Origin of the sequence: Diaphorobacter sp. (assembly GCF_050251835.1) — a bacterium.
In the GTDB taxonomy this organism is placed as follows: domain Bacteria; phylum Pseudomonadota; class Gammaproteobacteria; order Burkholderiales; family Burkholderiaceae_C; genus JBFXIE01.
On the sequence record NZ_JBFWLZ010000002.1, the window covers coordinates 1 to 26,443 of the forward strand.

At 65.5% G+C, this 26,443-nt stretch carries 24 protein-coding genes; 19 read left to right on the plus strand and 5 right to left on the minus strand.

Features of this window, described 5'->3' with window-relative positions; genetic code table 11:
- Positions 1-159 precede the first annotated feature (159 nt).
- The 10 genes from AB7E35_RS00905 (at position 160) to ntrC (ending at position 10,677) form a co-directional block, all read left to right on the plus strand.
- Positions 160-897 (plus strand): 16S rRNA pseudouridine(516) synthase, encoded by a 738-nt coding sequence (locus AB7E35_RS00905; RefSeq protein ID WP_428162127.1) that lies wholly within the window; start codon positions 160-162, stop codon positions 895-897.
- Positions 898-1,103: 206 nt separating this feature from the next.
- Positions 1,104-2,036, plus strand: coding sequence for a YncE family protein (locus AB7E35_RS00910; protein ID WP_428162134.1), 933 nt, complete (start codon positions 1,104-1,106; stop codon positions 2,034-2,036).
- Complete coding sequence (locus AB7E35_RS00915) at positions 2,023-2,853, plus strand: polysaccharide deacetylase family protein (RefSeq protein WP_428162126.1); 831 nt, start codon at positions 2,023-2,025, stop codon at positions 2,851-2,853. Before AB7E35_RS00910 ends, AB7E35_RS00915 begins: the two co-directional genes overlap by 14 nt.
- A 52-nt stretch (positions 2,854-2,905) precedes the next feature.
- Entirely contained in the window at positions 2,906-3,895 is a 990-nt protein-coding gene (locus AB7E35_RS00920; protein ID WP_428162125.1) for a sterol desaturase family protein, read from the plus strand.
- Positions 3,896-3,922: 27 nt separating this feature from the next.
- Positions 3,923-4,798, plus strand: coding sequence for an EI24 domain-containing protein (locus AB7E35_RS00925; RefSeq protein ID WP_428162124.1), 876 nt, complete (start codon positions 3,923-3,925; stop codon positions 4,796-4,798).
- Positions 4,795-5,616 (plus strand): competence/damage-inducible protein A, encoded by an 822-nt coding sequence (locus tag AB7E35_RS00930; protein WP_428162123.1) that lies wholly within the window; start codon positions 4,795-4,797, stop codon positions 5,614-5,616. Before AB7E35_RS00925 ends, AB7E35_RS00930 begins: the two co-directional genes overlap by 4 nt.
- Before the next feature lie 171 nt (positions 5,617-5,787).
- Positions 5,788-7,203 (plus strand): type I glutamate--ammonia ligase, encoded by a 1,416-nt coding sequence (gene glnA / locus AB7E35_RS00935; RefSeq protein ID WP_428162122.1) that lies wholly within the window; start codon positions 5,788-5,790, stop codon positions 7,201-7,203.
- A gap of 171 nt (positions 7,204-7,374) precedes the next feature.
- Positions 7,375-7,881: a hypothetical protein gene (locus AB7E35_RS00940; RefSeq protein ID WP_428162121.1), complete on the plus strand. Its 507-nt coding sequence runs from the start codon at positions 7,375-7,377 to the stop codon at positions 7,879-7,881.
- A gap of 72 nt (positions 7,882-7,953) precedes the next feature.
- Positions 7,954-8,985, plus strand: coding sequence for a nitrogen regulation protein NR(II) (gene glnL, locus AB7E35_RS00945; protein WP_428166949.1), 1,032 nt, complete (start codon positions 7,954-7,956; stop codon positions 8,983-8,985).
- Between the two features lie 45 nt (positions 8,986-9,030).
- Positions 9,031-10,677: a nitrogen regulation protein NR(I) gene (ntrC, locus tag AB7E35_RS00950; RefSeq protein ID WP_428166902.1), complete on the plus strand. Its 1,647-nt coding sequence runs from the start codon at positions 9,031-9,033 to the stop codon at positions 10,675-10,677.
- Between the two features lie 216 nt (positions 10,678-10,893).
- On the opposite strand, the gene xth is transcribed toward ntrC, so the two are convergent.
- Entirely contained in the window at positions 10,894-11,670 is a 777-nt protein-coding gene (xth, locus tag AB7E35_RS00955) for an exodeoxyribonuclease III (RefSeq protein ID WP_428162119.1), read from the minus strand.
- 310 nt (positions 11,671-11,980) lie between these two features.
- Here xth and AB7E35_RS00960 point away from each other — a divergent pair, with 310 nt between their 5' ends.
- A complete protein-coding gene (locus AB7E35_RS00960; RefSeq protein ID WP_428162118.1) occupies positions 11,981-12,745 on the plus strand; it encodes a substrate-binding domain-containing protein in 765 nt (254 codons plus the stop codon).
- A 43-nt stretch (positions 12,746-12,788) separates the two neighbouring features.
- Here AB7E35_RS00960 and AB7E35_RS00965 read toward each other — a convergent pair whose 3' ends face one another.
- On the minus strand, positions 12,789-14,153 hold the full coding sequence (locus AB7E35_RS00965; RefSeq protein ID WP_428162117.1) for a lytic murein transglycosylase: 1,365 nt from the start codon (positions 14,151-14,153) through the stop codon (positions 12,789-12,791).
- Between the two features lie 81 nt (positions 14,154-14,234).
- On the opposite strand from AB7E35_RS00965, the gene sbcB reads away from it, so the two are divergent.
- A complete protein-coding gene (sbcB, locus tag AB7E35_RS00970) occupies positions 14,235-15,674 on the plus strand; it encodes an exodeoxyribonuclease I (protein WP_428162116.1) in 1,440 nt (479 codons plus the stop codon).
- Positions 15,675-15,901: 227 nt separating this feature from the next.
- Here sbcB and AB7E35_RS00975 read toward each other — a convergent pair whose 3' ends face one another.
- Together AB7E35_RS00975 and upp are read right to left on the minus strand one after the other, a co-directional pair.
- A complete protein-coding gene (locus tag AB7E35_RS00975) occupies positions 15,902-17,686 on the minus strand; it encodes a Na/Pi cotransporter family protein (protein WP_428162115.1) in 1,785 nt (594 codons plus the stop codon).
- A gap of 81 nt (positions 17,687-17,767) precedes the next feature.
- Entirely contained in the window at positions 17,768-18,397 is a 630-nt protein-coding gene (gene upp, locus AB7E35_RS00980; RefSeq protein WP_428162114.1) for a uracil phosphoribosyltransferase, read from the minus strand.
- Positions 18,398-18,938: 541 nt separating this feature from the next.
- On the opposite strand from upp, the gene AB7E35_RS00985 reads away from it, so the two are divergent.
- On the plus strand, positions 18,939-19,643 hold the full coding sequence (locus AB7E35_RS00985; RefSeq protein ID WP_428162113.1) for a YebC/PmpR family DNA-binding transcriptional regulator: 705 nt from the start codon (positions 18,939-18,941) through the stop codon (positions 19,641-19,643).
- A gap of 93 nt (positions 19,644-19,736) precedes the next feature.
- On the opposite strand, the gene AB7E35_RS00990 is transcribed toward AB7E35_RS00985, so the two are convergent.
- Positions 19,737-21,239, minus strand: coding sequence for a helicase HerA-like domain-containing protein (locus tag AB7E35_RS00990; protein WP_428162112.1), 1,503 nt, complete (start codon positions 21,237-21,239; stop codon positions 19,737-19,739).
- A gap of 70 nt (positions 21,240-21,309) precedes the next feature.
- Here AB7E35_RS00990 and AB7E35_RS00995 point away from each other — a divergent pair, with 70 nt between their 5' ends.
- The 6 genes from AB7E35_RS00995 (at position 21,310) to AB7E35_RS01020 (ending at position 26,433) form a co-directional block, all read left to right on the plus strand.
- Positions 21,310-22,029, plus strand: coding sequence for a YebC/PmpR family DNA-binding transcriptional regulator (locus AB7E35_RS00995; protein WP_428162111.1), 720 nt, complete (start codon positions 21,310-21,312; stop codon positions 22,027-22,029).
- Between the two features lie 18 nt (positions 22,030-22,047).
- On the plus strand, positions 22,048-23,331 hold the full coding sequence (gene purD / locus AB7E35_RS01000) for a phosphoribosylamine--glycine ligase (protein ID WP_428162110.1): 1,284 nt from the start codon (positions 22,048-22,050) through the stop codon (positions 23,329-23,331).
- A complete protein-coding gene (gene hemF, locus AB7E35_RS01005) occupies positions 23,331-24,290 on the plus strand; it encodes an oxygen-dependent coproporphyrinogen oxidase (RefSeq protein WP_428162109.1) in 960 nt (319 codons plus the stop codon). The genes purD and hemF overlap by 1 nt, the downstream gene beginning before the upstream one ends.
- A 169-nt stretch (positions 24,291-24,459) precedes the next feature.
- Positions 24,460-25,263 carry a ribosome silencing factor gene (gene rsfS / locus AB7E35_RS01010; RefSeq protein WP_428162108.1) on the plus strand — a complete coding sequence of 268 codons (804 nt, stop codon included), beginning with the start codon at positions 24,460-24,462 and terminating at the stop codon, positions 25,261-25,263.
- A gap of 14 nt (positions 25,264-25,277) precedes the next feature.
- On the plus strand, positions 25,278-25,745 hold the full coding sequence (gene rlmH, locus AB7E35_RS01015) for a 23S rRNA (pseudouridine(1915)-N(3))-methyltransferase RlmH (protein WP_428162107.1): 468 nt from the start codon (positions 25,278-25,280) through the stop codon (positions 25,743-25,745).
- A 61-nt stretch (positions 25,746-25,806) separates the two neighbouring features.
- A complete protein-coding gene (locus AB7E35_RS01020) occupies positions 25,807-26,433 on the plus strand; it encodes a Maf family protein (RefSeq protein WP_428162106.1) in 627 nt (208 codons plus the stop codon).
- Positions 26,434-26,443: the final 10 nt, after the last annotated feature.

The window sequence follows — 26,443 nt, forward strand, 5'->3', positions numbered from 1 at the left end:
CGAACAGGACAGTGAAACAACTTCGCGCCGATGATAGTGCGGGTTCCCGTGTGAAAGTAGGTCATCGTCAGGCTCCTTCAGCCCCAAACCGCCCTCCCACTTAAACCGTGGGAGGGCGTTTTGCGTTATCGAGTAGACAAAAAAGACAAAATCGATGCCATGCAGCTTCAGGACATTCTTTATTCGCAAGGTTTTGGTACGCGCCGTATTTGTGCCGGATTGATTCAGCAGGGTTGGGTGGCAGTCTACGGCGCTGGCGCGGCAGAGCCAGTGGTATGTCTGAATGCTCTTCAGGACTTTGAAGTGGAAGGGCTGGTGATGCGGGTGCAGGGGGTGGACTGGTCCTACCAGGACAAGGCTTACGTAATGCTCTACAAGCCCGCTGGAACCGAGTGTTCCCAAAAGCCATCTGCCTATCCGAGCGTCTATACCCTGTTGCCTGCACCGCTGCGTCAAAGGCCCAGCAAAAGTGCCGTGGATGGCGTGCAGGCCGTCGGGCGCCTGGATCAGGACACGACAGGGTTGCTGCTGCTCAGTGACGACGGACAATTCATCCATCGCATGAGTTCCCCCAAAAAACACGTTCCGAAGGTGTACAGAGTGACTTCCAAGCACCCCATAAGCGGCGATCAGATCGAACGGTTACTTGCAGGCGTGGTACTGGACGACGACCCCCGGCCCGTTCGTGCCGCCGCTTGTGTTCAACTCGACGAGCACACCATGGATCTCGCCCTGACCCAGGGGAAATACCACCAAGTCAAGCGCATGATTGCCGCCGTCGGTAACCGTGTGGATGCGCTGCATCGGTCACGTATCGGTGGGTTGGAATTGCCTGCCGACATGCGTCCCGGTGAATGGCGCTGGTTGAGCCAAGAAGACATCGCACTGCTCACATAGTGCAAGTTGCCTCGGGTTTGGTGGTTCAATCTACGCAATCACCAAAGTGAACGGACGAGTCAACGTGAGGCGCAGTTGGCTATCTGGTTGGTGATCCGCATAGGGGTCATCATTTGACGCCCGCATTCGGGCTTTTTGTGCAAGGGGGCAGGGTGATCAATCAGATATCAAAACGCTTTGCTGGCATCTGTGTAGCAGCTTCGTTCATGGTGGGGGTTCATGCCACTGCGGCAGAGCCGCCGGTGTTCGTTCTCAACTCGTTGCAGGCGGACATTAGCGTCATCGACCCTGTGTCCTGGACTGAGGCCTCACGTATCGCCACGGGCAAGGAACCGCACCACCTCTATCTCACGCCAGATGAAAAATCGCTGATCGTAGCCAACGCCCTGGGCGACAGTCTGACCTTCGTAGACCCCGTGACTGCACAGGTGCAACGTACCGTGCGTGGCATCTTGGATCCTTACCACCTGCGCTTTTCGCCAGATATGAAGTGGCTGGTGACGGCGGCCAATCGGCTCAATCATGTGGATTTTTACCGCTGGAACGGCAAGGAGCCGACCCTGGTGCAACGTGTGTCCACCAGCAAAACGCCCAGCCATTTGTGGATCGACAGCGGCAGCCGCACGGTGTACTCCACGATGCAAGACAGCAATGAACTGGTGGCTATTGACATAGCCACCCAAAAAATCAAGTGGCGCGCCATTACGGGCGCGATGCCGGCAGATGTGTATGGCAGCCCCGATGGCAGACATGTTTTCGTCGGGCTGACGGGCAGCGACAGTGTTGAGGTCTTTGATATCTCCGGCGAGCAGCCCCGCAGCGTGCAGCGCATCAAGACTGGCAATGGCGCCCATGCCTTTCGGGCCGCGGGCGACGGCCGCCACTTGTTTGTGAGCAACCGGGTGGCCAACACTATCAGCAAGATCGACATGCAGACACAGCGGGTGGTGGATGTCTATCCGGCCCCCGGTGGTCCTGATTGCATGGATGTGTCGGCTGACGGGCGCTGGATTTATGTCAGCGCGCGCTGGGCGCGCAAACTGTTGGTGATTGACACTGCCGAGCGCAAGGTTGTGCGATCCATCAACGTTGGCAAGTCGCCGCATGGGGTCTGGACGCTCAAGCATGCCAAACGCTGAACACGGACATTCGGGTACAGGCAATCTGCGAAAAGTAGGATTTGCTATCGTATTTGTAGCTGTAGGCGCTTTATCTGCAAGCGCCAACGCCCAAACTGGTTGCAAGGGATCTGTTTATCTGACTTTTGACACCGGCCACATGGGCATTGCTCCGCTGGTGGTCGATGTGCTGCGTAGCCAGCAGATAAAGGTCACCTTTTTTGCCGCCGACGAGCGTACGCAAACCGGTGGCAGCAGCCTGGATGACGCCTGGGCACCCTGGTGGCGCGCGCGTGCCGCAGAGGGCCATGAATTTGCCTCACACACGCTGCACCACGTGTACTGGCGTGCCGATGGTGGCTCGGCGCAGCAACCCGTGTTCAGGGTCAAACCGTCGGCTGGCCCCGATGCGGGCCAGGAGTTCACCATGACCGGCGCGCAATATTGTTCGCAGATCCAGGCGGCGGCCAACCGCCTGCGCGATATGACCGGCAAGGAGCCGCTGGCGCTGTTTCGCGCGCCCGGTGGCAAGACATCGGCGCGTCTGCTGCAGGTAGGCAAATCATGTGGCTACACCCATGTGGGGTGGACGCCCGCTGGCTTTCTGGGCGACGAGCTGCCCAGCGAGGGTTACAGCAACAAGGCCTTGCTCGATCAGGCCCTGCGCACCATACGCGACGGAGACATCCTGCTGGCGCACCTGGGCATCTGGTCGCGCAAAGACCCCTGGGCGCCAGCCGTCCTGGAGCCCTTGATCAAGGGATTGAAAGAGCGCGGCCTGTGTTTTCGCACCTTGCGTGAGCACCCCCAATACGGAACGACACTCGGACAAAAGTGACATAGCCCGCAGCTATGCTGGCGGCTGCCGAACGCAATGCGATGGTGAATTCATGCCAGGTCTGACCCAGTTATTCGATAGTGCCCAGCAATGGCTGTTTGAGGTGCTGGTGCAGCCAGCGCTATTCACCCTCGGGTTGGCCAATGTGCTCGAGGACGGCTACGCCGCCACGGGTTGGCTGCTGGTCGGCCTGTTGCAGCTGACGGTGATGCTGGCGGTGATCGCCCCTCTGGAGCGTTGGCGGCCGGTAGAGCCGCTGCGCGATTTGGCCGCCGTACGGGTGGACATCATCTACACCCTCATACATCGGCTGGGCTTGTTCCGCCTGGCACTGTTCTTCGCCACCGAGCCACTATGGAATGCGCTGTTCGGGACTCTGCGCACGCATGGGTGGCAGACCATCCAGCTCGATGCCATCTGGCCCGGGGTGACAGACCTGCCTCTGGTCAGCCTGCTGCTGTACCTGTTGGTGTTCGACCTGGTGGACTACTGGATCCACCGGGGGCAGCACCGCTTTGAGTGGTGGTGGCGCCTGCATTCGCTGCATCATTCACAGCGGCAGATGACGATGTGGAGCGACAGCCGCAATCACTTGCTGGACGACCTGCTGCGCGACGCCATCCTTGTCGTCGTGGCGCAGTGCATTGGAGTGGCGCCGGGGCAGTTTGTAGCCATTGTGGCGCTCACCCAGCTCAGCGAGAACCTGCACCACGCCAACCTGCGCCTTTGGTTTGGCAGGGTGGGTGAACGCCTGTGGGTCAGCCCGCGTTTTCACCGTATGCACCACGCCATAGGCCTGGGCGATGCGTCCTCGGCGCTCGCGATGCAACCGCGTGCGGGCGTTCTGCGAGGCCACAATTTTGGCGTGCTGCTGCCCTGGTGGGATATGTGCTTTGGCACCGCCAACTTTGACCACCGCTACGAGCCCACCGGCGTGCGCGACCAGATACAGCCCGGCCCCGACGGCCGTGTGCGCGACTACGGCAGGGGTTTCTGGGCCCAGCAGTGGCGCGGACTGCAGCGCCTGGCAGGACGCGCCTGAGCCTGCAGGTTTTCAGGCAATGCCGCTATGCTCGCGTGCATGGGGCCTCTGATTGATTCCTTCTGGCGTGCGGCGGCTTATTGCCTGATTCCGCGCGTCATCACGCTGTCGCTGCTGCCGCTGGTCTTGATCACCCTGGTGGGCGTTGGCGGCGGTTATCTGTTTTGGGCCGACGCCGTCGCGTGGATGCAGGCCGTGCTGGAAGGCGCCAGCTGGCTGGAACCCTTGTGGAGCTGGCTGCACCTCTTCGGGGCCGACAACTTGCCGGTGGCGCTGGCGCCGCTATTGGTGTTGATGCTGGCCACGCCGTTGATCGTCATCGGCTGCGTGCTGGCGGTGGCTATGTTGATGGCACCAGCGATGGTGACGTTGGTGGCGCAGCGGCGCTTTGCCCTGTTGCAGCGCAAGCGCGGCGGCTCTTTGGTGGCCAGCGTGCTGTGGTCTCTGGGGGCGACAGCAGCAGCCCTGATCGCCCTAGTGCTCTCGATGCCGCTATGGCTGATACCGCCGCTGGTGCTGGTGCTGCCGCCGCTGATCTGGGGCTGGCTAACCTACCGCGTCATGGCGTTTGACGCATTGGCCGAACACGCCAGCAAGGCCGAGCGGCAGGAGATTTTCCAGCGACATCAGCTCAGCTTGTTGACCATCGGCGTGCTGACCGGTTTTCTGGGCGCCGCGCCCAGCATCGTCTGGGCGTCGGGGTTGGTGTTCGCGGCCGCGTTTTTCGTACTGGTGCCGCTGGCCATCTGGATCTACACACTGGTATTTGCCTTCGCCTCGCTGTGGTTCACCCACTTTTGTCTGGCAGCACTTCAGCAACTACGTGCGCAGCGCGGCGAGGTTCCGCCAGAATCCGGCCCTTCGGCGCTCGCGCCGCCCTCCTCAGAACCGCATCCCTCATGACCCCCACTTTTGGCCTCATCATCGTTGGCGACGAAATCCTCTCGGGCAAGCGCGCGGACAAGCATCTGCCCAAAGTCATCGAATTGTTGTCCGCCCGCGGCCTGGCGCTGACCTATGCCGACTACGTGGGCGACGACCGCCCGCGCATCACCGGCGCGCTGCAGCGCGCGTTTGCCTCGTCAGACATCGTCTTCAGCTGCGGCGGTATCGGCGCCACGCCCGACGACCACACGCGCCAATGTGCCGCCGCCGCGCTGCAGCGCCCGCTGGTGCTGCATCCCCGGGCCAAGGCGCTGATCACCGAGCGCATGCAGGAAGTGGCGCGCGAGCAGGGCGAGGCTTTCGACCCTGACCGCCCCGACAACCTGCACCGGCTCAACATGGGCGTTTTCCCCGAAGGCGCGCGCATCATCCCCAACCCGTACAACAAAATTCCTGGTTTTTCATGCGATGGCCCGGGGGGCGGCATGGTGCACTTCGTGCCTGGCTTTCCGGTCATGGCCTGGCCGATGATGGAGTGGGTGCTGGAGCACTACTGCGCCCAGTGGTTCAATCGCCAGCCTCGGATGGAGCACTCGGTGGTGCTCTATGGCGCCATGGAGGCAGCGCTCACGCCTCTCATGGAGCGCATCGAGGCCCGGCACCCTGGCATCAAGGTTTTCAGCCTGCCCAGCGTGGATCACCCTGTGCACGGCAGACATGTGGAGCTGGGCGTCAAGGGCGCAGCGGCCCTGGTGCCGGCCGCGTGGCAGGAATTGCACCAGGCGCTGCACCAAACAGGTGCAAGCATGGGCCCTGAAATGGTGCGTCATTTGTAAGAGAGGCTGCCACATGGAATCCCGCACGCGATTGGTGCAGCGATTGGGGTACGCTGCGGCAGCCTGCTGCAGCGGCCTGAGTGCAAGACTCTGTGCGCACCATGCTGGCATGCAAACTGCTTTTGTTTGCGCATCATTGTTGATGAGCACTTCTACCCCTGGAGAACCCTGATGGCCAAGACCGTTGCAGACGTGATGAACATGGTGAAGGACAACGAAGTCAAATTTGTGGACTTCCGCTTCACCGACACCCGCGGCAAAGAGCAGCACGTGACCGTGCCCGTTTCCCACTTCGACGAAGACAAGTTTGCCTCCGGCCACGCGTTCGACGGCTCGTCCGTCGCGGGCTGGAAGGGCATCGAGGCGTCGGACATGCTGCTCATGCCCGACCCGAACACCGCCAACATCGACCCGTTTTTTGAAGAAACCACGCTGATCCTGTCCTGCGACGTGGTCGAGCCCGCCGACGGCAAGGCCTATGACCGCGATCCGCGCTCCATCGCCAAGCGCGCCGAGGCGTATCTGAAGGCCTCTGGCATCGGCGACACGGCCTACTTCGGCCCCGAGCCCGAGTTCTTCATCTTTGACGGCGTGCGCTGGAGCACCGAGCCCCAGAACACCTTCTACGAGATCGAGGAATACGAAGCCCCTTGGAACACCGGCACCAAGTTCGATAGCGGCAACCGCGGCCACCGCCCCACCACCAAGGGCGGCTACTTCCCGGTGCCGCCGGTGGACAGCACGCAGGACATGCGTGCCGAAATGTCCCTGATCCTCGAATCCCTGGGCATCCCGGTCGAGGTGTTTCACCACGAGGTGGCTGGCGCCGGCCAAAACGAGATTGGCACCCGGTTCAGCACGCTGGTGCAGCGCGCCGACTGGACCATGCTGCAAAAGTATGTGATCCACAACGTGGCCAACGCCTATGGCAAGACCGCCACCTTCATGCCCAAGCCCTACCACGGCGACAACGGCTCGGGCATGCATGTGCACCAGTCCATCTGGAAGGACGGCAAGAACCTGTTTGCCGGTGATGGCTACGCCGGCCTGTCGGACTTTGCGCTGTACTACATCGGCGGCATCATCAAGCACGCCCGTGCCCTGAACGCCATCACCAACCCCGGCACGAACAGCTACAAGCGCCTGGTGCCGCACTTCGAGGCGCCAGTCAAGCTGGCGTACTCGGCCAAGAACCGCTCCGCGTCCATCCGCATCCCGTTCGTGGCCAACCCCAAGGGCCGCCGCGTTGAAGCGCGCTTCCCCGATCCGCTGATGAATCCCTACCTGGGCTTCGCGGCGCTGCTGATGGCCGGCCTGGACGGCGTGGAAAACAAGATCCACCCGGGCGAAGCCGCCACCAAGGATCTGTACCACCTGCCGCCCGAAGAAGACAAGCTGGTGCCCACCGTGTGCCACAGCCTCGATCAGGCGCTGGAAGCGCTGGACAAGGATCGCGCCTTCCTGACCAAGGGCGGCGTGTTCACCGACTCCATGCTCGACGCCTACATCGAGCTGAAGATGACCGAAGTCACCCGCTTTCGCATGGCGGTGCACCCCGTCGAGTTCGACATGTACTACTCGCTGTGACGGCACGGGGCGCGCGCCCCGCGGCATGTACCCAGGCGGCTTCGGCCGCCTTTTTTGTTGATGCGTATGCTTTCCCACATACCCCGCCGGCCTGCAATTGGCGCCACGCAATGATTGGGAGATACTCACCGGCGTCGCGCATGCGCCCACGCATGCCCTATGAGGAATTCGATGAAACGCACCTTGTTCGCCCTGACCGTCATTGCCGCCGCGCTGCAGCCCGCCTGGGCGCAAGACCGTATCTACCGCTGCGGCAATGAATACACCAACAACGCCGCCCAGGCCAAAGAGCGCGGCTGCAAGCTGGTCGAAGGCGGTAATGTCACGGTGCTGCAGGGCTCCCGCCCGCCTGCGGCTGCCCCGGCGACCAGTAGTGGCAGCAGCAGTGGCAGCGCGGCCAGCAGTTCACCCGCCAATGCGCCGCGCGTGGGCGCCGCCGACCAGCGCGCCCGCGACGCCGATGCGCGCGCCATCCTTGAAGACGAGCTGCGCAAGGCCGAGGCCCGCCTGGCCGATCTGCGCAAGGAATACAACGACGGCTCGCCCCAGCGCAGCGCGCTGGAGATGCGCAATCCCCAGGGCTACATCGAGCGCACGGCCGAGCTCAAGGCCAGCGTCACCCGGGCCGAGGCAGACGTGGCCAGCATCAAGCGCGAACTCGCGCGCCTGAACAAGTAAACCCGTCACACCAGCGTGGGCCAAAAAGGCACTCACACCCAGGAACCTGCGCCCGCGCCGCACTACCAGGCGCTGGATCTAGTCTCCACGCTGATCGCGGTTCTGCACCCGAACGGTGCGACGGTTTTCGTCAACGCCGCGCTGGAAACCGCCCTGGGCCTGTCGCGCCGCACGCTGGAGGGCGTGGATTTTTCCAGCCTCTTCACCGACCCGGTCATTTTGCAGACGGCGCTGTCCGGTGCGCGCGGACGCGATTTCGCGGCGCTGCGCTTCGAGGCCGTATTGCGCCGCCCGCCCCATGAGCCCCTGCCCGTGCACGCCAGCGTGGCCGTGGTAGAGCACAGCGGCGACGTTATCGTGGAGCTGTGGCCGCTGGAGGCCCAGGCGCGCCAGGACCGCGAAGAGCGATTGCGCGAGCAGGCGCAGGCCCACAAAGAGCTGATCCGCAACCTGGCGCATGAGATCAAGAACCCGCTGGGCGGCATACGCGGCGCCGCGCAGCTGCTGGAGATGGAGCTGGAAAGCCCCGACCTGGCCGAGTACACCCAGGTCATCATCCACGAGGCCGACCGCCTGCAAAGCCTGGTGGATCGGCTGCTGGCCCCGCACCGCCACCCGCATCTGGTGGGCGACGTCAACATCCACGAGGTTTGCGAACGTGTGCGCTCCCTGGTGCTGGCCGAGCACCCCCAGGGCCTGGCAGTGCAGCGCGACTACGACACCTCCATCCCCGAGTTTCGCGGCGACCGCGCGCAGCTCATCCAGGCGGTGCTGAACATCGTGCAGAACGCCGCGCAGGCGCTGCATGAGCGCATTGCCGCGGGCGACGCGGTCATCACGCTGCGCACGCGCGTGGCGCGGCAGGTCACCTTTGGCCGCCAGCGCTACAGGCTGGCACTGGAATTGCATGTCATCGACAACGGACCGGGCGTACCCGAAGCCATCAAGGAGCGGATTTTTTATCCGCTGGTGACGGGGCGGGACGGAGGATCGGGGCTGGGCCTGACGCTGGCGCAAACCTTTGTGCAGCGCCACCACGGCTTGATCGAATGCGAGAGCCAGCCAGGCTGCACCGACTTTCGCATCCTCATACCGCTGCCCTGATTGCGGCTGTGCACTACGGCCCAACATCAAAAGGAAGCTATAGCAATGAAGCCGATCTGGATAGTGGATGACGACCCCTCGATCCGCTTCGTCCTGGAAAAAGCGCTGGCGCGCGAGAACCTGCCCACGCGCAGCTTCACCCAGGCGCGCGAGGTGCTGGACGCCCTGGCGGACGTGGCCGCGGGCGACACGAGCCACCCGGGGCCGCAGGTGCTGGTGAGCGACATCCGCATGCCCGGCGCATCGGGTCTGCAGTTGCTGGAGAAAGTGCGTGCACTGCAACCTGGCCTGCCGGTCATCGTGATGACGGCGTACTCCGACCTGGACAGCGCCGTGTCTGCATTCCAGGGGGGCGCCTTCGAATACCTGCCCAAGCCGTTCGATCTGCCCAAGGCGGTGGAGCTGATCCGCCGCGCCGTGGAAGAAAGCCAGCGCGAGGAGGTGGCTGAGCAGCAGCAGGCCGCCATGCCCGAGATGCTGGGCCAGGCGCCGGCCATGCAGGACGTGTTTCGCGCCATCGGCCGCCTGAGCCAGAGTGTGGTCACGGTGCTGATCACCGGCGAATCGGGCTCGGGCAAGGAGCTGGTGGCGCATGCGCTACACAAGCACTCGCCCGTGGCGGGTGGCCCCTTCGTGGCCATCAACACTGCGGCTATTCCCAAGGATCTGCTGGAAAGCGAGCTTTTTGGCCATGAGCGCGGCGCCTTCACCGGCGCGCAGACGCAGCGGCGCGGCCGGTTCGAGCAGGCCGAGGGTGGCACGCTGTTCCTGGACGAAATCGGCGACATGCCCTTCGACTTGCAAACGCGGCTGCTGCGTGTGCTGTCGGACGGCCAGTTCTACCGCGTGGGCGGCCACGCGGCCGTCAAGGCCCATGTGCGCGTGATTGCCGCCACGCACCAGAACCTGGAGCAGCGGGTGAAGGACGGCGCCTTTCGCGAAGACCTGTTCCATCGCCTCAACGTGATCCGGCTGCGGCTGCCGGCCTTGCGCGAACGCAGCGAGGACGTGCCCATGCTCACGCGCTACTTTCTGCAGCGCAGCGCGCGGCAGCTGGGGGTGGAGCCCAAGCGCATTTCCGATGCGGCGCTGGCGTTGCTCACGCGCTTTGCGTTTCCCGGCAATGTGCGCCAGCTGGAGAACATCTGCCATTGGCTCACCGTCATGGCGCCCGCGCAGGTCATCTCGGTGCAGGACTTGCCACCCGAGGTGCTGGAGACCGCGCCGCACAAGGTGGCAGCGCCCGGGGCAGCGCGGGCGCCGGATTCTGCCGCGCCAGCCAATCACACCGATGAGACACGCCATGCAGGTGAGGCACGCCAGGTGGGCTACGGTGAAAACGCCGGCGCCGCAGGCAACGAATCTGCCGCACCAGCACCAGCACCAGCACCAGCACCAGCATTAGCCCCCGTACCCTCACTACCGGCTGCGGCGCTGTTCGCGCAGCCCTCCGCCATTCCTATCGCAGACTGGGAGACTGCGCTGCAGGCACAGGCCTGGCAGTTGCTGCGCGACGGCCAGCCCGACGTCTGGGACATCCTCCTGCGCCGCTTCGAGTCCAGCGTGATCCGCACCGCCTTGCAGGCCACCCACGGCCGGCGCGTGGACGCGGCGCAGCGCCTGGGCATAGGCCGCAACACCATCACGCGCAAGATTCAGGAGCTGGGCCTTGATGCACTGGACGAGGGATGATAGGAAAAAATGGCGATAGCCGTTATTTGGTAAGCGCGGGCAGCTATCAATAATGAAGTAGAAGCGCCTGACTTCCGTCATTCCCGCGTAGGCGGGAGTCCGCCACGGCGATGCCCCGGCGGCCTTGGGGGCATGTATCCCCGCCTTCGCGGGGATGGCGCTCGTTGTATGGGGTCGATTGGAATCCGCTCCCCATTCACAACCCCCATTCAAGCCTTACGCCAGCGTCACCACCACCGGCGCATGGTCGCTGGGTTGGGGGTTTTTGCGGGGCGTGCGGTCGATGGCGCAGGCGGTTACGGCATCGCGCAGCGCCGCGCTGACCAGAATGTGGTCGATGCGCAGGCCGCGGTTTTTCTGAAAGCCCAGCTGCCGATAGTCCCACCACGAATAGCTTTTTTCGGGCTGCTCGAACAGGCGGAACGCATCCGTCATGCCCAGCGCCAGCAGATCCTGAAAATGCTGGCGCTCTTGCACCGTGTGGTGGATGGTGTCTTTCAGGCCCACGGGGTCGTAGGAGTCGCGGTCTTCGGGCGCCACGTTGAAGTCGCCCACCAGCACCAGCCGCGGGTGCGCAGCCAGCTCTGCGCGCAGCCAGTCGTGCAGGGCCTGCAGCCACTGCAGCTTGTAGGCGAATTTGTCGCTGCCGGGTGCCTGGCCGTTCACGAAGTAGCAGTTGATCAGGCGCAGCGCTCCGGCGGGCGTGTCCAGCGTGGCGGCGATCACGCGGGCCTGCTCGTCGCCATGGCCCGGGATGTTGCGGACCACGTCGCGCAGCGGCGTGCGGCTGAGGATGGCGACCCCGTTGTAGGTCTTCTGGCCAAGGCACACCGCGTGGTAGCCCGCGGCCTCAAAGGCGTCGTGGGGGAACTTGTCGTCCACCAGCTTGAGCTCCTGCAGCCCGACGGCATCGACAGGGTTGGTCTGCAGCCAGGCCAGCACCTGCGGCAGGCGCACAGACAGCGAATTGATGTTCCAGGTGGCAATTTGCATGGGAGGGTCTTCAATGATCAAACCCTGTGATGCTATCCGTGGCGCGCCTGGCATTGTTGGAGTGCGACGGAATGTTCGGCCAGCGACGGCAGGCGCCCGATGTCGTGCAATTTTTCGTGGCTGCGCGCCGCGTTGCGCAATGTCTCACGTCATTGCTCAGCGCTGGCCTGTGGCCAGTCATGTTTTGTCATACGGTTTTTCCATAATCGCTGGCATGTTTCGGCCCTGTGACGCTTGCCTGCGGAGTTTTCTGGTACGGGGCTTATTCGTCGTACTTCGGAGCAATCCCTTGCGGTTTCAGCGTTTCATCATGGGTGTCTTGACAGCCTTTGCCGCCATGCACGCGTCAGTCGTCACGGCGGACACGGTGGACATTCGCGGATCAACGACCGTCAACGGCGTGCTGGTGACTCCTTTCCAGCCGGAGATCGAGGCCCTGTCAGGCCACAAGCTCAAGATCACCCCCAGCAACTCTGGCCTCGGGCTGACGGAGCTCATCGGGATGAACGCCGACATCGCGATGATCTCGGCGCCTTTCAAGAATCTGGCCGACCGGGTGGGCAAGACCCTCAACCATCGCGGTCCGCCGATCGACGAGCGCAATTTCAAGGTGGTTCACCTGGGCTATGCAGAGGTGTTGTTCATCGTGCACCCGCACAACAAAGTCAGGCGCCTCAGCCGTGCGCAATTGCAGGGGCTGCTGTCGGGCTCCATCACCAACTGGCGCGACGTGGGGGGCACTGACCAGCCTGTGGTTTTGGTCTCCAGCGACACCATGGGTGCGATCCGCACCGAAATCAGCCGCACGCTGCTGGGCGGCAAAGACATCAGTCACCGCGCCAGGGTGGTCGAGCGCGCCCCTGATGCGCCCAAGCTGGTTGCCACAACTGCTGGTGCCCTCGGCTTTGTCAGCTCGGCCATGCCCGCAAGCCAGCGCCAGGGGGTGACCGTGGTGCCTCACGAGGGCAAGATCAAGCAGACCTTGTTCATCGTCACCCGGCAAGGTGCCAGCGCGGCCGTCGAGAAGGTGGTGGAAGCCATCAAGGCCGTCGCAGCCCAGGCGTTGCAGCGCTGATGACTGCGCTCAAAAGGCGCAATCAGTCGTCACTGCTGGCCGGTCAACGTGCCAGCAGCCGCTGCAGCAGCTCGCGCGTGGCGTAGCCGTCGGCGGGCAGGCCCAGGCTTTGCTGGTAGCGGCGCACCCCCACGCGGGTGGCGGGGCCGGCCACGCCGTCGGGCGTGCCGGTGTCCATGCCGCGCGCGTTCAGTGCTTCTTGCAGCGCCTGCACCTCTGTGCGCGACAGGGGCTGCAGCTCGCGCGGCCAGGCGGCGGTCAGGCCCGTGCCGCCGTCAATCTGGCGCGCCAGCAGGCCCACGGCCAGGGCGTAGTTCACCGAGTTGTTGTAACGCAGCAGCGCGCGGAAGTTGGGCCCCACCATGATGGCTGGGCCGCGCGCGCCGGCAGGGGTGAGGATGGATGCGTCCTGTAGTGCCGGCAGCGGTTCGCCGTCCATGCCGCGCACGCCCTCAAGCGCCCAGTCGCTGGCGGCCTGGCGCACGCTCAGCTCGGCGCGGGCGTAGTCAAAGCCGGGCGGCAGCAGCACCTCGGCGCCCCAGGGCTGGCCGCTTTGCCAGCCCGAATGCGCCAGAAAGTTGGCCGTGGACGCGACTACGTCGGGCACGCTGCCCCAGATGTCGCGCCGGCCGTCGCCGTCGGCATCCACCGCATGGGCCAGAAAAACCGAGGGCAGAAACTGCGTGTGCCCCATGGCCCCGGCCCACGATCCGATGAGTGCGTCTGCGGCAATGTCGCCCTGATCCACGATGCGCAGCGCAGCCAGCAACTCGCGTCGCGCCCAGGCGCTGCGGCGCCCGTCATAGGCCAGCGTGGCCAGCGCGTCCACGGTGGAGAAGCTGCCGAAGTTGCGGCCGTAGTTGCTCTCCATCCCCCAGATGGCCGTGACCACGCTGGCGGGCACGCCGTAGCGCTGCGCAGCTGCATCCAGCGGGCTGGCGTGCAGGCGGCGCTGCGTGCGCCCCTGGGCGATACGCTGAGGCGAGACGGCGCTGTCCAGGTAGGCCCAGGGCGGGCGGGTGAATTCGGGCTGCGCGCGATCCAGCTGCACCACGCGCGGCTGCCAGCGGGCCTGGCGCAGTGTGGCTGCCACCGTCTGCGGGCTGATGCCGGCGGCCAGCGCCTCGCGCTCAAAGGCGCTCACCCAGGCGTGAAAGCCGGCAACGGTGGCGGCCGTGTCGCTGGCTGCTGGCGGTGCATCGGGCGGTGCATCGGGCGCCGCGGCAGTCACTGGTGTGGCCGGTGCGGCGCCTGCGTTGGTCATGGGTGCGGTGGGTGTTGCAGGCGCGGTGGGCGCGGCTGGCGCATCCGGGGGCGCCGAGGCGCAGCCCGCCAGCGCCGCCAGGCCGATGGCCGCGGCGGCGCGCTGGCGCCAGGCGCGGCTGTCAGGGGCAAAGAGAAAAGACATGGGCCTGGATTGTGAAGCTTTGGCGCCGGCCCGCCATGCATACTTGCGCTTGGCACTGTTTCCGGCTGCAACGTCTTTCCCATGCATACCTTTCTCTGGCACGACTACGAAACCTTTGGCGCCAACACCCGGCGCGATCGCCCCGCGCAGTTTGCCGCCATCCGCACCGATGCCGAACTCAACGAAATCGGCGAGCCGCTGATGATCTATTGCCGCCCGGCCAATGACTACCTGCCAGACCCCGAGTCGTGCCTGATCACCGGCATCACGCCCCAGCTGTGCCTGGAAAAAGGCCTGCCCGAACGCGACTTTGCCGCCCGCATCGAGGCCGAGCTGGCGCTGCCCGGCACGATCGGCGTGGGCTACAACACCATCCGCTTTGACGACGAGATCACGCGCTTCATGTTCTGGCGCAACCTGATCGACCCCTACGCGCGCGAATGGCAAAACCAGTGCGGCCGCTGGGACTTGCTGGACGTGGTGCGCCTGACCTACGCGCTGCGCCCCGACGGCATCGAGTGGCCGGTAGTGGACGGCAAGCCCAGCTTTCGCCTGGAGCACCTGTCCAAAGCCAACGGCCTGGCGCACGAGGCCGCGCACGACGCGCTGTCGGACGTGCGCGCCACCATCGCGCTGGCACGCCTCATCCGCCAGAACAACCCCCGGCTGTTCGATTTTGCGCTGGGCCTGCACAAAAAAGACCGCGTGGCGGCCGAGCTGCGCCTACCCACCACGGCCCAGGAGGCGCGCCCCTTCCTGCACGTTTCGGGCATGTTCCCGGCGGAACGCGGTTGCCTGGCCGTGATGTGGCCGCTGGCCAGCCATCCCACCAATAAAAACGAGCTGCTGGCCTGGGACCTGGCGCATGACCCGTCCGAGCTGGCCCGGCTGTCCGCCGATGAGATCCGCACGCGCCTGTTCACCAGGGCCGCCGATCTGCCCGAGGGTGTCACCCGGCTGCCGCTCAAAGGCGTGCACCTGAACAAGTCGCCCATGGTGGTGGGCAACCTCAACACCCTGACGCCCGACATGGCGCAGCGCTGGGGCATCGACCTGCCGCAGGCCGCGCAGCATGCCGCAGCCGCGCGCGCGCTGCCCGACCTGACGGCCGTTTGGGCGCAGGTCTTCCAGCGCCCCGCGGAGGGCCTGCTGGACGTGGATCAGGACCTGTACGGCGGCTTTGTGGGCAACGAAGACCGCCGCCGCCTGAACCGCCTGCGCGCGCTGCCGGGCGAAGAGCTGGCGCACGAGCCCGCCGGCTTTGACGACCCGCGCCTGGCCGAGCTGGTCTGGCGCTATCGCGCGCGCAACTTCGCACACACGCTGTCGCCCGACGAGCAAGAACGCTGGGAAGCGCACCGCATGGCGGTTCTGGTGGAGGGCGAGGGCGGCGGCCTGACGTTTGACGCGCTGTTCGAGCGCCTGGACACGCTGGGCGCGCAGGCCGACGACGAGCGCACCGAGGCCATTCTGGGCGCGATCTACGACTACGCCGAAAGCATCGCGCCTGGCATGGATTGATGCTATCAATAGTGTAGCTTCTGGCGCCTGACAAACAAGGGCTAGAGCCAAAACCGCCTGTCATCGCCGCGCAGGCGGTGACCCAGGTGAGTCGGCCCGGTCGTCGATTCGCAGCCCCGGTGGATTCCCGCCCCGGATCGCGGTCCGGGGTGACGTTCTTTCGCGGAAATGACGGCGTGGTGGGGTGCTCGGGCGCTGCTTTGTGCGGGGTGTCCGCGCTTGTCGGATCAGGCGGACGCGTCGTCTGCGCCGCCGCCATGCGGGGCTCTGGCCTCTCCAGCCGGTGCAATACCCGAGCCCAGCGGTGGCAGCGGCGCCAGCGTGGCCAGGCGGGTGGCGGCCTTGTGGGCCTGCTCCACGGCGCGGCGCAGGTCGCCCAGCTGGCCTGCCCATTCCTGCACCGTGGACACATGCAGCAGACCTTGGGCGCCGGCGCGCAGCAGCGCGCCTTTGCCGGATTCGTAGGCGGCATCGAAGCGGGCGCGGGCGTCGTCCACGGCGGACTGCGGGGTGTGAGGCGTGGCGCAGCAGGTTTGCGGGTCGGCCACCTCAAATACTTGCAGCGCGGCTGTGTAGGCTTGGGCCAGCGCGTGCAGCCACGGCGGCGCAGTTGGGGCTGCACCGGCTTCAGGCCCGGTTTGGACCAGCGACTGCAGGCTTTGCAGCCGCTGCAGGCCTTGCACACCCACCTGGTGCATGACGCGCGCCAGCGTGTCGTAGTAGCCGGCAATGCGCAGCAGCTCGGGCATCTGGTCGGCCACATCGTGCGGCAAGGGCTGGCGGCTCACGTCGCTCACAAAGCTGCCCACTTGCTGCTGCAGTTGCTCCAGTGTGTGCAGCTGGCGGTTCAGCTGCTCGCCTGCATGCGCCGGCGCTTGCGGGCGGGGCAGGTTGAAAGGGGCCAGCCGCGTGGCGTCGGCCGCCAGCTGCATGGCCAGGTGGCCCACGCGCATCATCTCGCGGCGCAGGGCCTGCAGGGCCAGCGCGGGCACGGCGGCCACGTTGTGGTCCAGAAAGCGGGCGCGGGCCTCGTCCTCGTCGGCTGACCGAAAGCGCCCCAGCAAAAAACGCTCCAGCGGACCAGCCAGCGGCCACATCAGCAGCACGCCCAGCACATTGAAGGCAGTATGAAAGATCACCAGCTGCGTCACCGCATCGCCCTTGCCGGCAATCCAAACGCCAAGCTGGTGAATCAGGGCCAGCAGCGGCGACAGCAGCGCCAGTGCCGCCACCGCCGTGACCACGTTGAACAGCACATGCGCCGCCGCCAGCCGCCGCGCATTGGATGTGGCGCGGATGGCCGCCAGTATGCCGGTGAGCGTGGTGCCCACGTTGGCGCCGATCACCACGCCGGCGCCCACTTCCACCGCCAGCGAGCCGCCCGCCACGGCGGTGAGCACCACGGCCAGCGTGGCCGATGAGGCCTGCAGCACCACCGTCATGCCCAGGCCGATGAGCACCGCCAGCGCCAGACCAGGCAGGTCGCTGGACAGCGGTGGCAGCGCCTGCGGCCCCAGCCCGGTGAAGCCCTCGCGCAGCAGCTCGATGCCCAGAAACAGCACGCCAAAACCCGCCACTGCCTGCCCTAGCGCGCCGCGGCGCGTGCCGGCGCCGCTGATCGTGAGCGCCATGCCGATGCCGACAAAGGGCAGCGCAAACGCATCGGCCTTGACCGCAAAGCCCAGCCAGGCCACCAGCCAGCCGGTGACGGACGAGCCCAGGTTGGAGCCGAACACCACCCATAGCGCCGAGCTGAAGCTGAGCAGCCCGGCGTTGACAAAGCCGATGGCCGCCACCGTCATGGCGGTGGATGACTGCACCAGCGCCGTCAGCGTCACGCCGGTCACCAGTCCGTGCAGCGGCGTGCGCGTCCATGCGGCCAGGATGCGCTCCAGCGCGCGCCCTGCGGCCAGCTTGAGGCCGTCGGTCAGCATGGTCATGCCCAGCAGGAACAGACCGATGCCGCCCAGCAGCGTGCCGGCGGAGATCAGGGGGGAGGAGTTGAGGGTCAAGTCGCTGTCAGAAAGAATAGGTGGTCGTTGTCTGCCTGACGCCCACACACTGCAGGCGCAGGCGCGGTGCGCGCGCAGCCCCTACTTGGTGCCAAAGATGCGGTCGCCCGCGTCGCCCAGGCCCGGCAATATGTAGCCGTGCTCGTTCAGTTCGCGGTCGATGGCGGCGGTGTAGATGGGCACGTCGGGGTGGGCTTTTTGCAGCGTGGCGATGCCCTCGGGCGCGGCCAGCAGGCAGACAAACTTGACCGACTTGGGGTGCAGCTGCTTGAGGCGCGCAACGGCTGCGGCGGCCGAGTTGCCGGTGGCCAGCATGGGGTCCACCACGATGATGTCGCGCTCGGCCATCTCGGAGGGCATCTTGAAGTAGTACTCGACGGGCTGCAGCGTGGCCGGGTCGCGGTACAGGCCGATGTGGCCCACCCGGGCGCCGGGCACCACGTTGAGCATGCCGTCCAGAAAACCGTTGCCCGCGCGCAGGATGGACACCAGCACCAGTTTCTTGCCGTCGATGACCTTGGCGGTCATGGTCTCCAGCGGGGTTTCTATCTGGATGTCCTGCAGCGGCATGTCGCGCGTGACCTCGTAGGCCATCAGGGTGGACAGCTCGCCCAGCAGCCGCCGAAAGCTGTTGGTGCTGGCGTCCTTCCTGCGCATCAGGGTCAGCTTGTGTTGTACCAGCGGGTGGTCGATGACGTGGACATTGCTCATGGGCGGGTGTCTCGTGTGGGTGGAAAGAAAAATGGGAAAAGGGGCGGCATTTTGCACCCGGCCCACCCAGGGGGCGTGTTGGTTCCGTGATGCGATGGCGCCCGACCGCGTCAGGCCGTCTGCGCTGCGGTCATCCATTGCGCGTAGCGGGGCGGGTTTACGTTACCGCCGTGGCGCGCATCCGCCAGGCCCGGCGCACCCGTAGGCTCTGCGGCGATCTTCGTGCGCTTGGCAAAAGTGCGTGGCGATGGGCAGACGCTGGTGAATGGATGGGCGCAGGCGGCGCTTGACGGTATGCGGTCATCACGCTCCGATCTGTCCGGAGTAATGGCTGCAAATGGGGCAGAAATGGGGCTGCAGCCCTTTTGGATAAAGCGCTGGCAGCTATCATTTTTGCTGCATGGTGAGCCGGCGCCGAGGGTAGCGCTGCCGGTTTGCAGCGTGGGGCCTCTGATGCCGTGCGCTTGCGCCGGCAGATATACACTTCGCCGCCGCGGCGTCTGCCGCATTTTTTGTTGGCACCAAGCAAAGGAACGCAGCCATGGGCGCGCAATGGAAGGCAAAGGGCAAGGCGCTGGTCGCCGATGCCAAAGGCAAGCTTTTTGGAAAGCTGGTCAAAGAAATCATCGTCGCCGCGCGTGCCGGCGCGGACCCGGCGGGCAATTCGCGCCTGCGTCTGGCGGTCGAGGCGGCGCGCAAGGCGTCCATGCCCAAAGACACGCTGGAGCGCGCCATCAAGAAGGGCTCGGGCGTGGGCAGCGATGCCGTGAACTACGAGCGCGTGATCTACGAGGGCTTTGCCCCGCACCAGGTGCCGGTGATGGTGGAGTGCCTGACCGACAACGTGAACCGCACCGCGCCCGAGATGCGCGTGTGCTTTCGCAAGGGCCAGATGAGCGCCGTGGCCTGGGATTTTGACCATGTGGGCATGATCGACGCGGAGCCAGACAAGCCCGGCGCCGACGCCGAACTGGCCGCCATCGAGGCCGGCGCCCAGGACTTCGAGCCGGGCGAAGAAGAGGGCCAGACCCTGTTTCTGACCGACCCCGCCGATCTGGACGCTGTCGCCAAGGCGCTGCCCGATTTCGGCTTCAAGGTGCTGTCGGTCAAGCTGGGCTACAAGGCCAAAAACCCGGTCAGCATGGCCAGCCTGTCGCCCGAGGCGCAGGAAGAAGTGCAGGCTTTCCTGGCAGGCATCGAAAACAACGACGACGTGCAAAACGTGTTTGTCGGGCTGGTGGATTGACGCAACTGCGCACCAGCCCTGCCGCGGCCGCACTGCAGTCTGTCGTCGCCCGGGGCCATGGGCGCCCGCCCCCGGGTGACGCCAGAGGCTGACTTAGCGCTTCCTGCCGCCAAAAATGCCGCCCAGCACGCCGCGCAAAATCTCCTTGCCCAGATTGGTGCCCACGGTGCGCACCGCCGACTTGGCCATGGTCTGCACCAGGCCGTCTCGCTGTCCGCCGCGCGGGCCGGTGCTGCCGAACAGGATGTCGTTCAGGCCGCCCATCAAGCCGCCGTTGCCCTGCGCCTGTCCTTGTGCGCCGGGCGCGCTGCTGGCAGCCTGCTCGGCGCGGCTGCGCAGTTTTTCATAGGCGGATTCACGATCCACGGCTTGCTCGTAGCTGCCGGCCACCAGCGAGCCGGCGATCAGCGCGCGGCGCTGCGTGTCGGTGATGGGGCCGATCTGGCTGCCGGGCGGCAGCACGTACACGCGCTCTGTCTCGCAGGGGCGGCCCTTGGCGTCCAGAAAACTCACCAGCGCCTCGCCCACGGCCAGTTCGGTGATGGCAGCCTCGATGTCCAGGCCCGCCTTGGGGCGCATGGTGGTGGCCGTGGCCTTCACGGCCTTCTGGTCGCGCGGGGTGAAGGAGCGCAGCGCATGCTGCACGCGGTTGCCCAGCTGGGCCAGCACGCTGTCGGGGATGTCCAGCGGGTTCTGCGTGACGAAATACACGCCCACGCCCTTGGAGCGCACCAGACGCACCACGAGTTCGATGCGCTCAATCAGCACCTTGGGCGCTTCGTTGAACAGCAGGTGGGCCTCGTCAAAAAAGAACACCAGCTTGGGCTTTTCGGGGTCGCCGATCTCGGGCAGTTGTTCGAAGAGTTCCGACAGCATCCACAGCAAAAAGGTGGCGTACAGGCGCGGCGAGTTCATCAGCTTGTCGGCCGCCAGGATGTTGACCACGCCGCGCCCGTCCACGGTCTGCATGAAGTCCTGGATGTTGAGCATGGGCTCGCCAAAGAACTGGTCGCCGCCCTGTGTTTCAATCTGCAGCAGCCCGCGCTGGATGGCGCCCACGCTGGCCGTGGAGATGTTGCCGTACTCGGTTGTGAAGTCTTTGGCGTTGTCGCCCACGTACTGGAGCATGGCGCGCAGGTCTTTTAGGTCCAGCAGCAGCAGGCCGTTGTCGTCCGCGATCTTGAACACCAGGTTGAGCACGCCCATCTGCGTGTCGTTCAGGTTCAGCATGCGCCCCAGCAGCAGCGGGCCCATGTCCGATATGGTGGCGCGTACCGGGTGGCCCTGCTGGCCGAACACATCCCACAGCGTGGCGGGGCAGGCCGTGGACTCGGGCGCGGCCAAGCCGCGGTCGGCCAGCGTTTTGGCGAGTTTGTCGCCGATACTGCCCTTTTGGCTGATGCCGGTCAGGTCGCCCTTCACGTCGGACAAAAACACCGGCACGCCGATGCGCGAGAACTGCTCGGCCAGCGTTTGCAGCGTCACGGTCTTGCCGGTGCCGGTGGCGCCGGTGATCAGGCCATGCCGGTTGGCCAGGCCCGGCAGCAGGTGGCATTGCGTGGAATCGTGCTGTGCAATCAGGAGGGGTTCGGACATGGCGGTGGTGTGGGGGTGAGTCAAAAGTAAAATCCCGGCCGCAAGATTAAATCAATCAAAGGACTCTGCAGTGGCAGGACACAGTAAATGGGCCAACATCCAGCACCGCAAGGGCCGCCAGGATGAAAAGCGCGGAAAGATCTGGACCCGCATCATTCGAGAAATTACCGTCGCTGCGCGCACCGGTGGCGGGGATCCGTCGGCCAACCCGCGTTTGCGCCTGGCCATCGACAAGGCCAAGGCCGCCAACATGCCGGCCGACCGCATCAAATACAACATCGACAAGGCCTCGGGCACGCTGGAAGGCGTGAACTACGAGGAAATCCGCTACGAGGGCTATGGCATCGGCGGTGCCGCGATCATCGTTGACACCATGACCGACAACCGCGTGCGCACCGTGGCCGAGGTGCGCCACGCCTTCAGCAAATACGGCGGCAACATGGGCACGGAAGGCTCGGTGGCTTTCCAGTTCAAGAACGTAGGCCAGATCATCTTCGCCCCCGGCACCAACGAGGACAAGGTCATGGACGTGGCCCTGGAGGCCGGCGCCGATGACGTGATCACCGACGATGACGGCGCCATCGAGGTGCTGACCGCGCCCGGCGACTTTGAAGCCGTGCGCGACGCTCTGGAGGCCGCGGGCCTGACGCCCGAAGTGGCCGAGGTCACCATGCGCGCCGAGAACACCATCGCACTGCAAGGCGATGATGCCGCGCGCATGCAAAAGCTCCTGGACATGATCGAAGACCTCGACGATGTGCAAGAGGTCTATCACAACGCTGAGCTCTAGGAACTTGAACCACACGTTATGAAAATACTAGTCATTGGCGGCGGCGGCCGGGAACACGCTCTGGCCTGGAAGCTCAGCCAGTCTCCCAAGACCACCAAGGTGTACGTCGCGCCGGGCAATGGTGGCACCGCGCTGTCGCCCAAGTTTGAGAACGTGCCGCTCAGCGATGTGGTGCAGTTGCGCGAATGGGCGCAGGCGCAAAAGATCGCGCTGACGGTGGTGGGCCCCGAGGCGCCGCTGGCCGCGGGCGTGGTGGACGAGTTTCGCGCGCACGGCTTGCGCATTTTTGGCCCCACCAAGGCTGCGGCGCAGCTGGAGAGCTCCAAGGCTTTCTCCAAGGCCTTCATGAAGCGCCACGGCATTCCCACGGCCGAGTACGAAGCCTTCACCGACGCCCAGGCCGCCCATGCCTATGTAGATCGCCTGGGCGCGCCCATCGTCATCAAGGCCGACGGCCTGGCCGCGGGCAAGGGCGTGGTGGTGGCCACCACGTTGCAGGAGGCCCACGATGCCGTGGACTTCATGCTGGTGGACAACAAGTACGGCGTGTCGCACAACGAAGGTGGCGCGCGCGTGGTGATCGAGCAGTTCCTCGAAGGCGAGGAGGCCAGCTTCATCGTGCTGTGCGACGGCAAGAACGTGCTGGCGCTGGCCACCAGCCAGGACCACAAGCGCTTGAAGGATGGCGACGAAGGCCCCAACACCGGCGGCATGGGGGCGTACTCGCCCGCACCGGTGGTCACCGCCGACGTGCATGCGCGCGCCATGCGCGAGGTGATCCTGCCCACCATCCGCGGCATGGAAAAAGACGGCATTCCCTACACGGGCTTTCTGTATGCCGGCCTGATGATCGACGCCGCCGGTCACCCCAAGACGCTGGAGTTCAACTGCCGCATGGGCGACCCCGAAACCCAGCCGATCATGATGCGCCTCAAGAGCGATCTGGTGGACGTGCTGGGCGCGGCGGTGGACGGCAAGCTCGACCAGGTCGAATTGCACTGGGACCGCCGCACTGCGCTGGGCGTGGTGATGGCCGCGCAAGGCTATCCCGACAGCCCGCGCAAGGGCGACGCGATCCACGGCTTGCCCGCCGACTCCGACGACGCCATGGTGTTTCACGCCGGTACGCAATTGGTGGACGGCGTGGTGCGCACCAGCGGCGGACGGGTGTTGTGCGTGACGGCGCTGGCAGACAGCGCCCGGCAGGCCCAGCAGCGCGCCTACGACGTGGCGCGCGGCATTCACTTTGACGGCGCGCAATACCGCCGCGACATTGGCCACCGCGCCATCAAGGGCAACTGATGCCCGAGCAGCAGCACGGCTTCAACACCGCCGACACCGTGGCCCGCGTGCGCGGCTATCTGCAGGGTTTGCAGGGTCGCATCACCGACGCGCTGGAGGCCATCGAAGGCCCGCAAAGCCAGGGCGGTGCGCGCTTTCGCTCGGATGCCTGGCGGCGCGAAAGCGCATCGCCGCTGCAGGGCGACGGCATCACGCGCATCCTGGAAGGCGGGCGCGTGTTCGAGCGCGCCGGCTGCGGCTTCTCGCACGTCAGCGGCCCGCGCCTGCCGCCCTCGGCCACGCAGCACCGGCCTGAACTGGCGGGCGCGCCCTTCGAGGCCATGGGCGTGTCGCTGGTGTTCCACCCGCGCAACCCGTATGTGCCCACGGTGCACATGAACGTGCGCATGATCGCTGCGGGCCAGCCCGGTCAGGCACCCGTGTGCTGGTTTGGCGGCGGCATGGATCTGACGCCCTACTACGGCTTTGACGAGGACGCGGTGCACTTTCACCGCGCCTGCCGCGACGCGCTGGCACCGTTTGGCGAGGGGCTGTACCCGCGCTTCAAGACCTGGTGCGACGAATACTTCTACCTCAAGCACCGCAACGAGCAGCGCGGCGTGGGCGGCATCTTTTTTGATGACTTCGCCGAGCTGGGCTTTGAGCGCAGCTTGGGCCTGACGCAGTCGGTTGGTGATGCATTTTTGGGCGCCTACCTGCCCATCGTGCAGCGCCGCCAGGACACGCCCTACGGTGAGCGCGAGCGCGAGTTTCAGCTGTACCGGCGCGGGCGCTATGTCGAGTTCAACCTGGTGTGGGACCGAGGCACGCATTTTGGCCTGCAGTCGGGCGGGCGCGCAGAGTCCATCTTGCTGTCCATGCCGCCGCTGGCGGCCTGGGCCTACCAGCGCGAGCATGCGCCGGGCTCGCCCGAGGCCGAGCTGACCACGCGCTTTCTGCAGCGCCGCGACTGGCTGTAAGGGCGTGGGCGCCAGCAACTACCATTTTGATAGCTGCCAGCGCTCATTGCGCAAGGGCCAGGGCCACTTTTTATACCTGAACCACGCTGCAGCCACTGCGGTGCGCCCCTCTTGGCCGCCGCAAGGCTTGCAGGCTATATTGATTTCAAACATTCACTGAAGACACCTGATGACCACTTCCAGCACATCGGAAACCGCCGCCAAAAAAGACGTTACCAAGCTCCAGCGCGCCATCGTGGATGGCCTGGAGGACGTCAAGGCGCAAGACATCCAGGTCTTCAACACCGAGCATCTGTCGCCGCTGTTCGAGCGCGTCATCGTCGCCACCGGCAGCTCCAACCGGCAAACCAAGGCGCTGGCCGCCAGCGTGCGCGACGCGGTGCGTGAGGCCGGTTTTGCCAAGCCCCGCACCGAAGGCGAGGAAAACGGCGAATGGATCATCGTGGACTGCGGCCAGGCCGTGGTGCATGTGATGCAGCCCGCCATTCGCCAGTACTACCGGCTGGAGGAAATCTGGGGCGACAAGCCAGTGCGCCTGAAGCTGGGCGCCGCCAAGCCGCGCAAGATCATGGCTTCGGAGGGCGGCGACGAAGCCGCCGCGCGCAAGCCTACAGCCAAGAAGGCTGCGGCCAAGACGGCTACCGCCAAAGCTCCGGCCAAGACCGCTGCAAAGTCTGCCGTGAAGTCTGCCGACGCCAAACCCGCAGGTAAGACCACAACCGCCAAAGCGGCTGCCAAAACGACAGCTAAAACTGCCGCCAAGCCAGCAGCCGGTGCACAAGCCGCCGCCAAGCCCGCCACGAAGAGGGCGGGCCCCGCCAAGTCGGCAACTGCGAAGAAGCCGGTGGCCAAGACCGCGGTGAAGACCGTGGTGGTGAACAAACCGGTGGCGCGCAAAGCCGCGGCAAAACCCGCTGCCAAGACGGCAGCCAAACCTGCCGCTAAGAAGGCCCCCGCGCGCAAGAAGGCATAAGCGATCGCTGACCCATGAAGCTGCTCATCGTGGCCGTGGGCCAGCGCGTGCCCGACTGGGCTGCCACTGCGTATGACGATTACGCCAAGCGTTTTCCGCCAGAGCTGAAGGTCGAGCTCAAGGCCGTCAAGACCGAGCCGCGCGGCTCCAAAACGCTGGAGACAATCTACGCTGCCGAGCGTGAGCGCATTGAAGCCGCCATCCCGCGCGGCACCCGCGTGGTGGTATTGGACGAGCGCGGCACCAGCCTCACCACCAAGGCACTGGCCCAGCGGCTGAAAGACTGGCAGCTTGGCGGCGACGACGTGGCCCTGGTCATCGGCGGCCCCGACGGGCTGGACCCGGCGTTTCGTCAGGCCGCGCACGAGCGCATCCGCCTGTCCGACCTGACCCTGCCGCACGCCATGGTGCGGGTGCTGCTCATCGAGCAGCTCTACCGGGCCTGGTCGGTCAACGCCGGCCATCCCTACCATCGGGAATAATGCCCGAAGACTCCTGTTTTGATAGCTGCTCACGCATGATTTGAAGGCGCTGGAGGCCGATGTGACTCAAGAAACCAGCTTCATCTACCTGGCCTCTCAAAGCCCGCGCCGCCGTCAGCTGCTGGAGCAGTTGGGCGTGCCCCTTCAGCCATTGCTGCCCAATGCAGAGGGCGACGAACCCGAGGACGCCGAGGCCATCGAGGCCGTGCTGCCCGGCGAGGCGCCTGCCGCCTACGTCGAGCGCGTGACAGGGCTCAAGCTGGATGCGGCCGTGGCGCGCCATGCGCGACGTGGGCTGACACCCGCACCCATCCTGTGCTCGGACACCACTGTGGCCCTGGGCCGCACCATCTACGGCAAGCCCCAGGACGCAACCGATGCCGCACGCATGCTGGCTGAACTGGCGGGCCAGACCCATCGCGTTCTGACCGCTGTGGCGCTGCAGGTGGGCGCCCGACGGCTCACGGCGGTATCGGTGTCGCGCGTGCGCTTTGCGCCCATGTCGGCTGCGCAGATTGAAGACTATGTGGCCACTGGCGAACCGCTGGGCAAGGCAGGCGCGTATGCCATTCAGGGGCGTGCGGCTGCCTACGTAGAGCACATTGCGGGCAGCTACAGCGGCATCATGGGGCTGCCGATGTATGAAACGGCGCGCCTGTTGCGCGCAGCTGGCGTGTTGCGGGTTTAGCCCGGCGCCT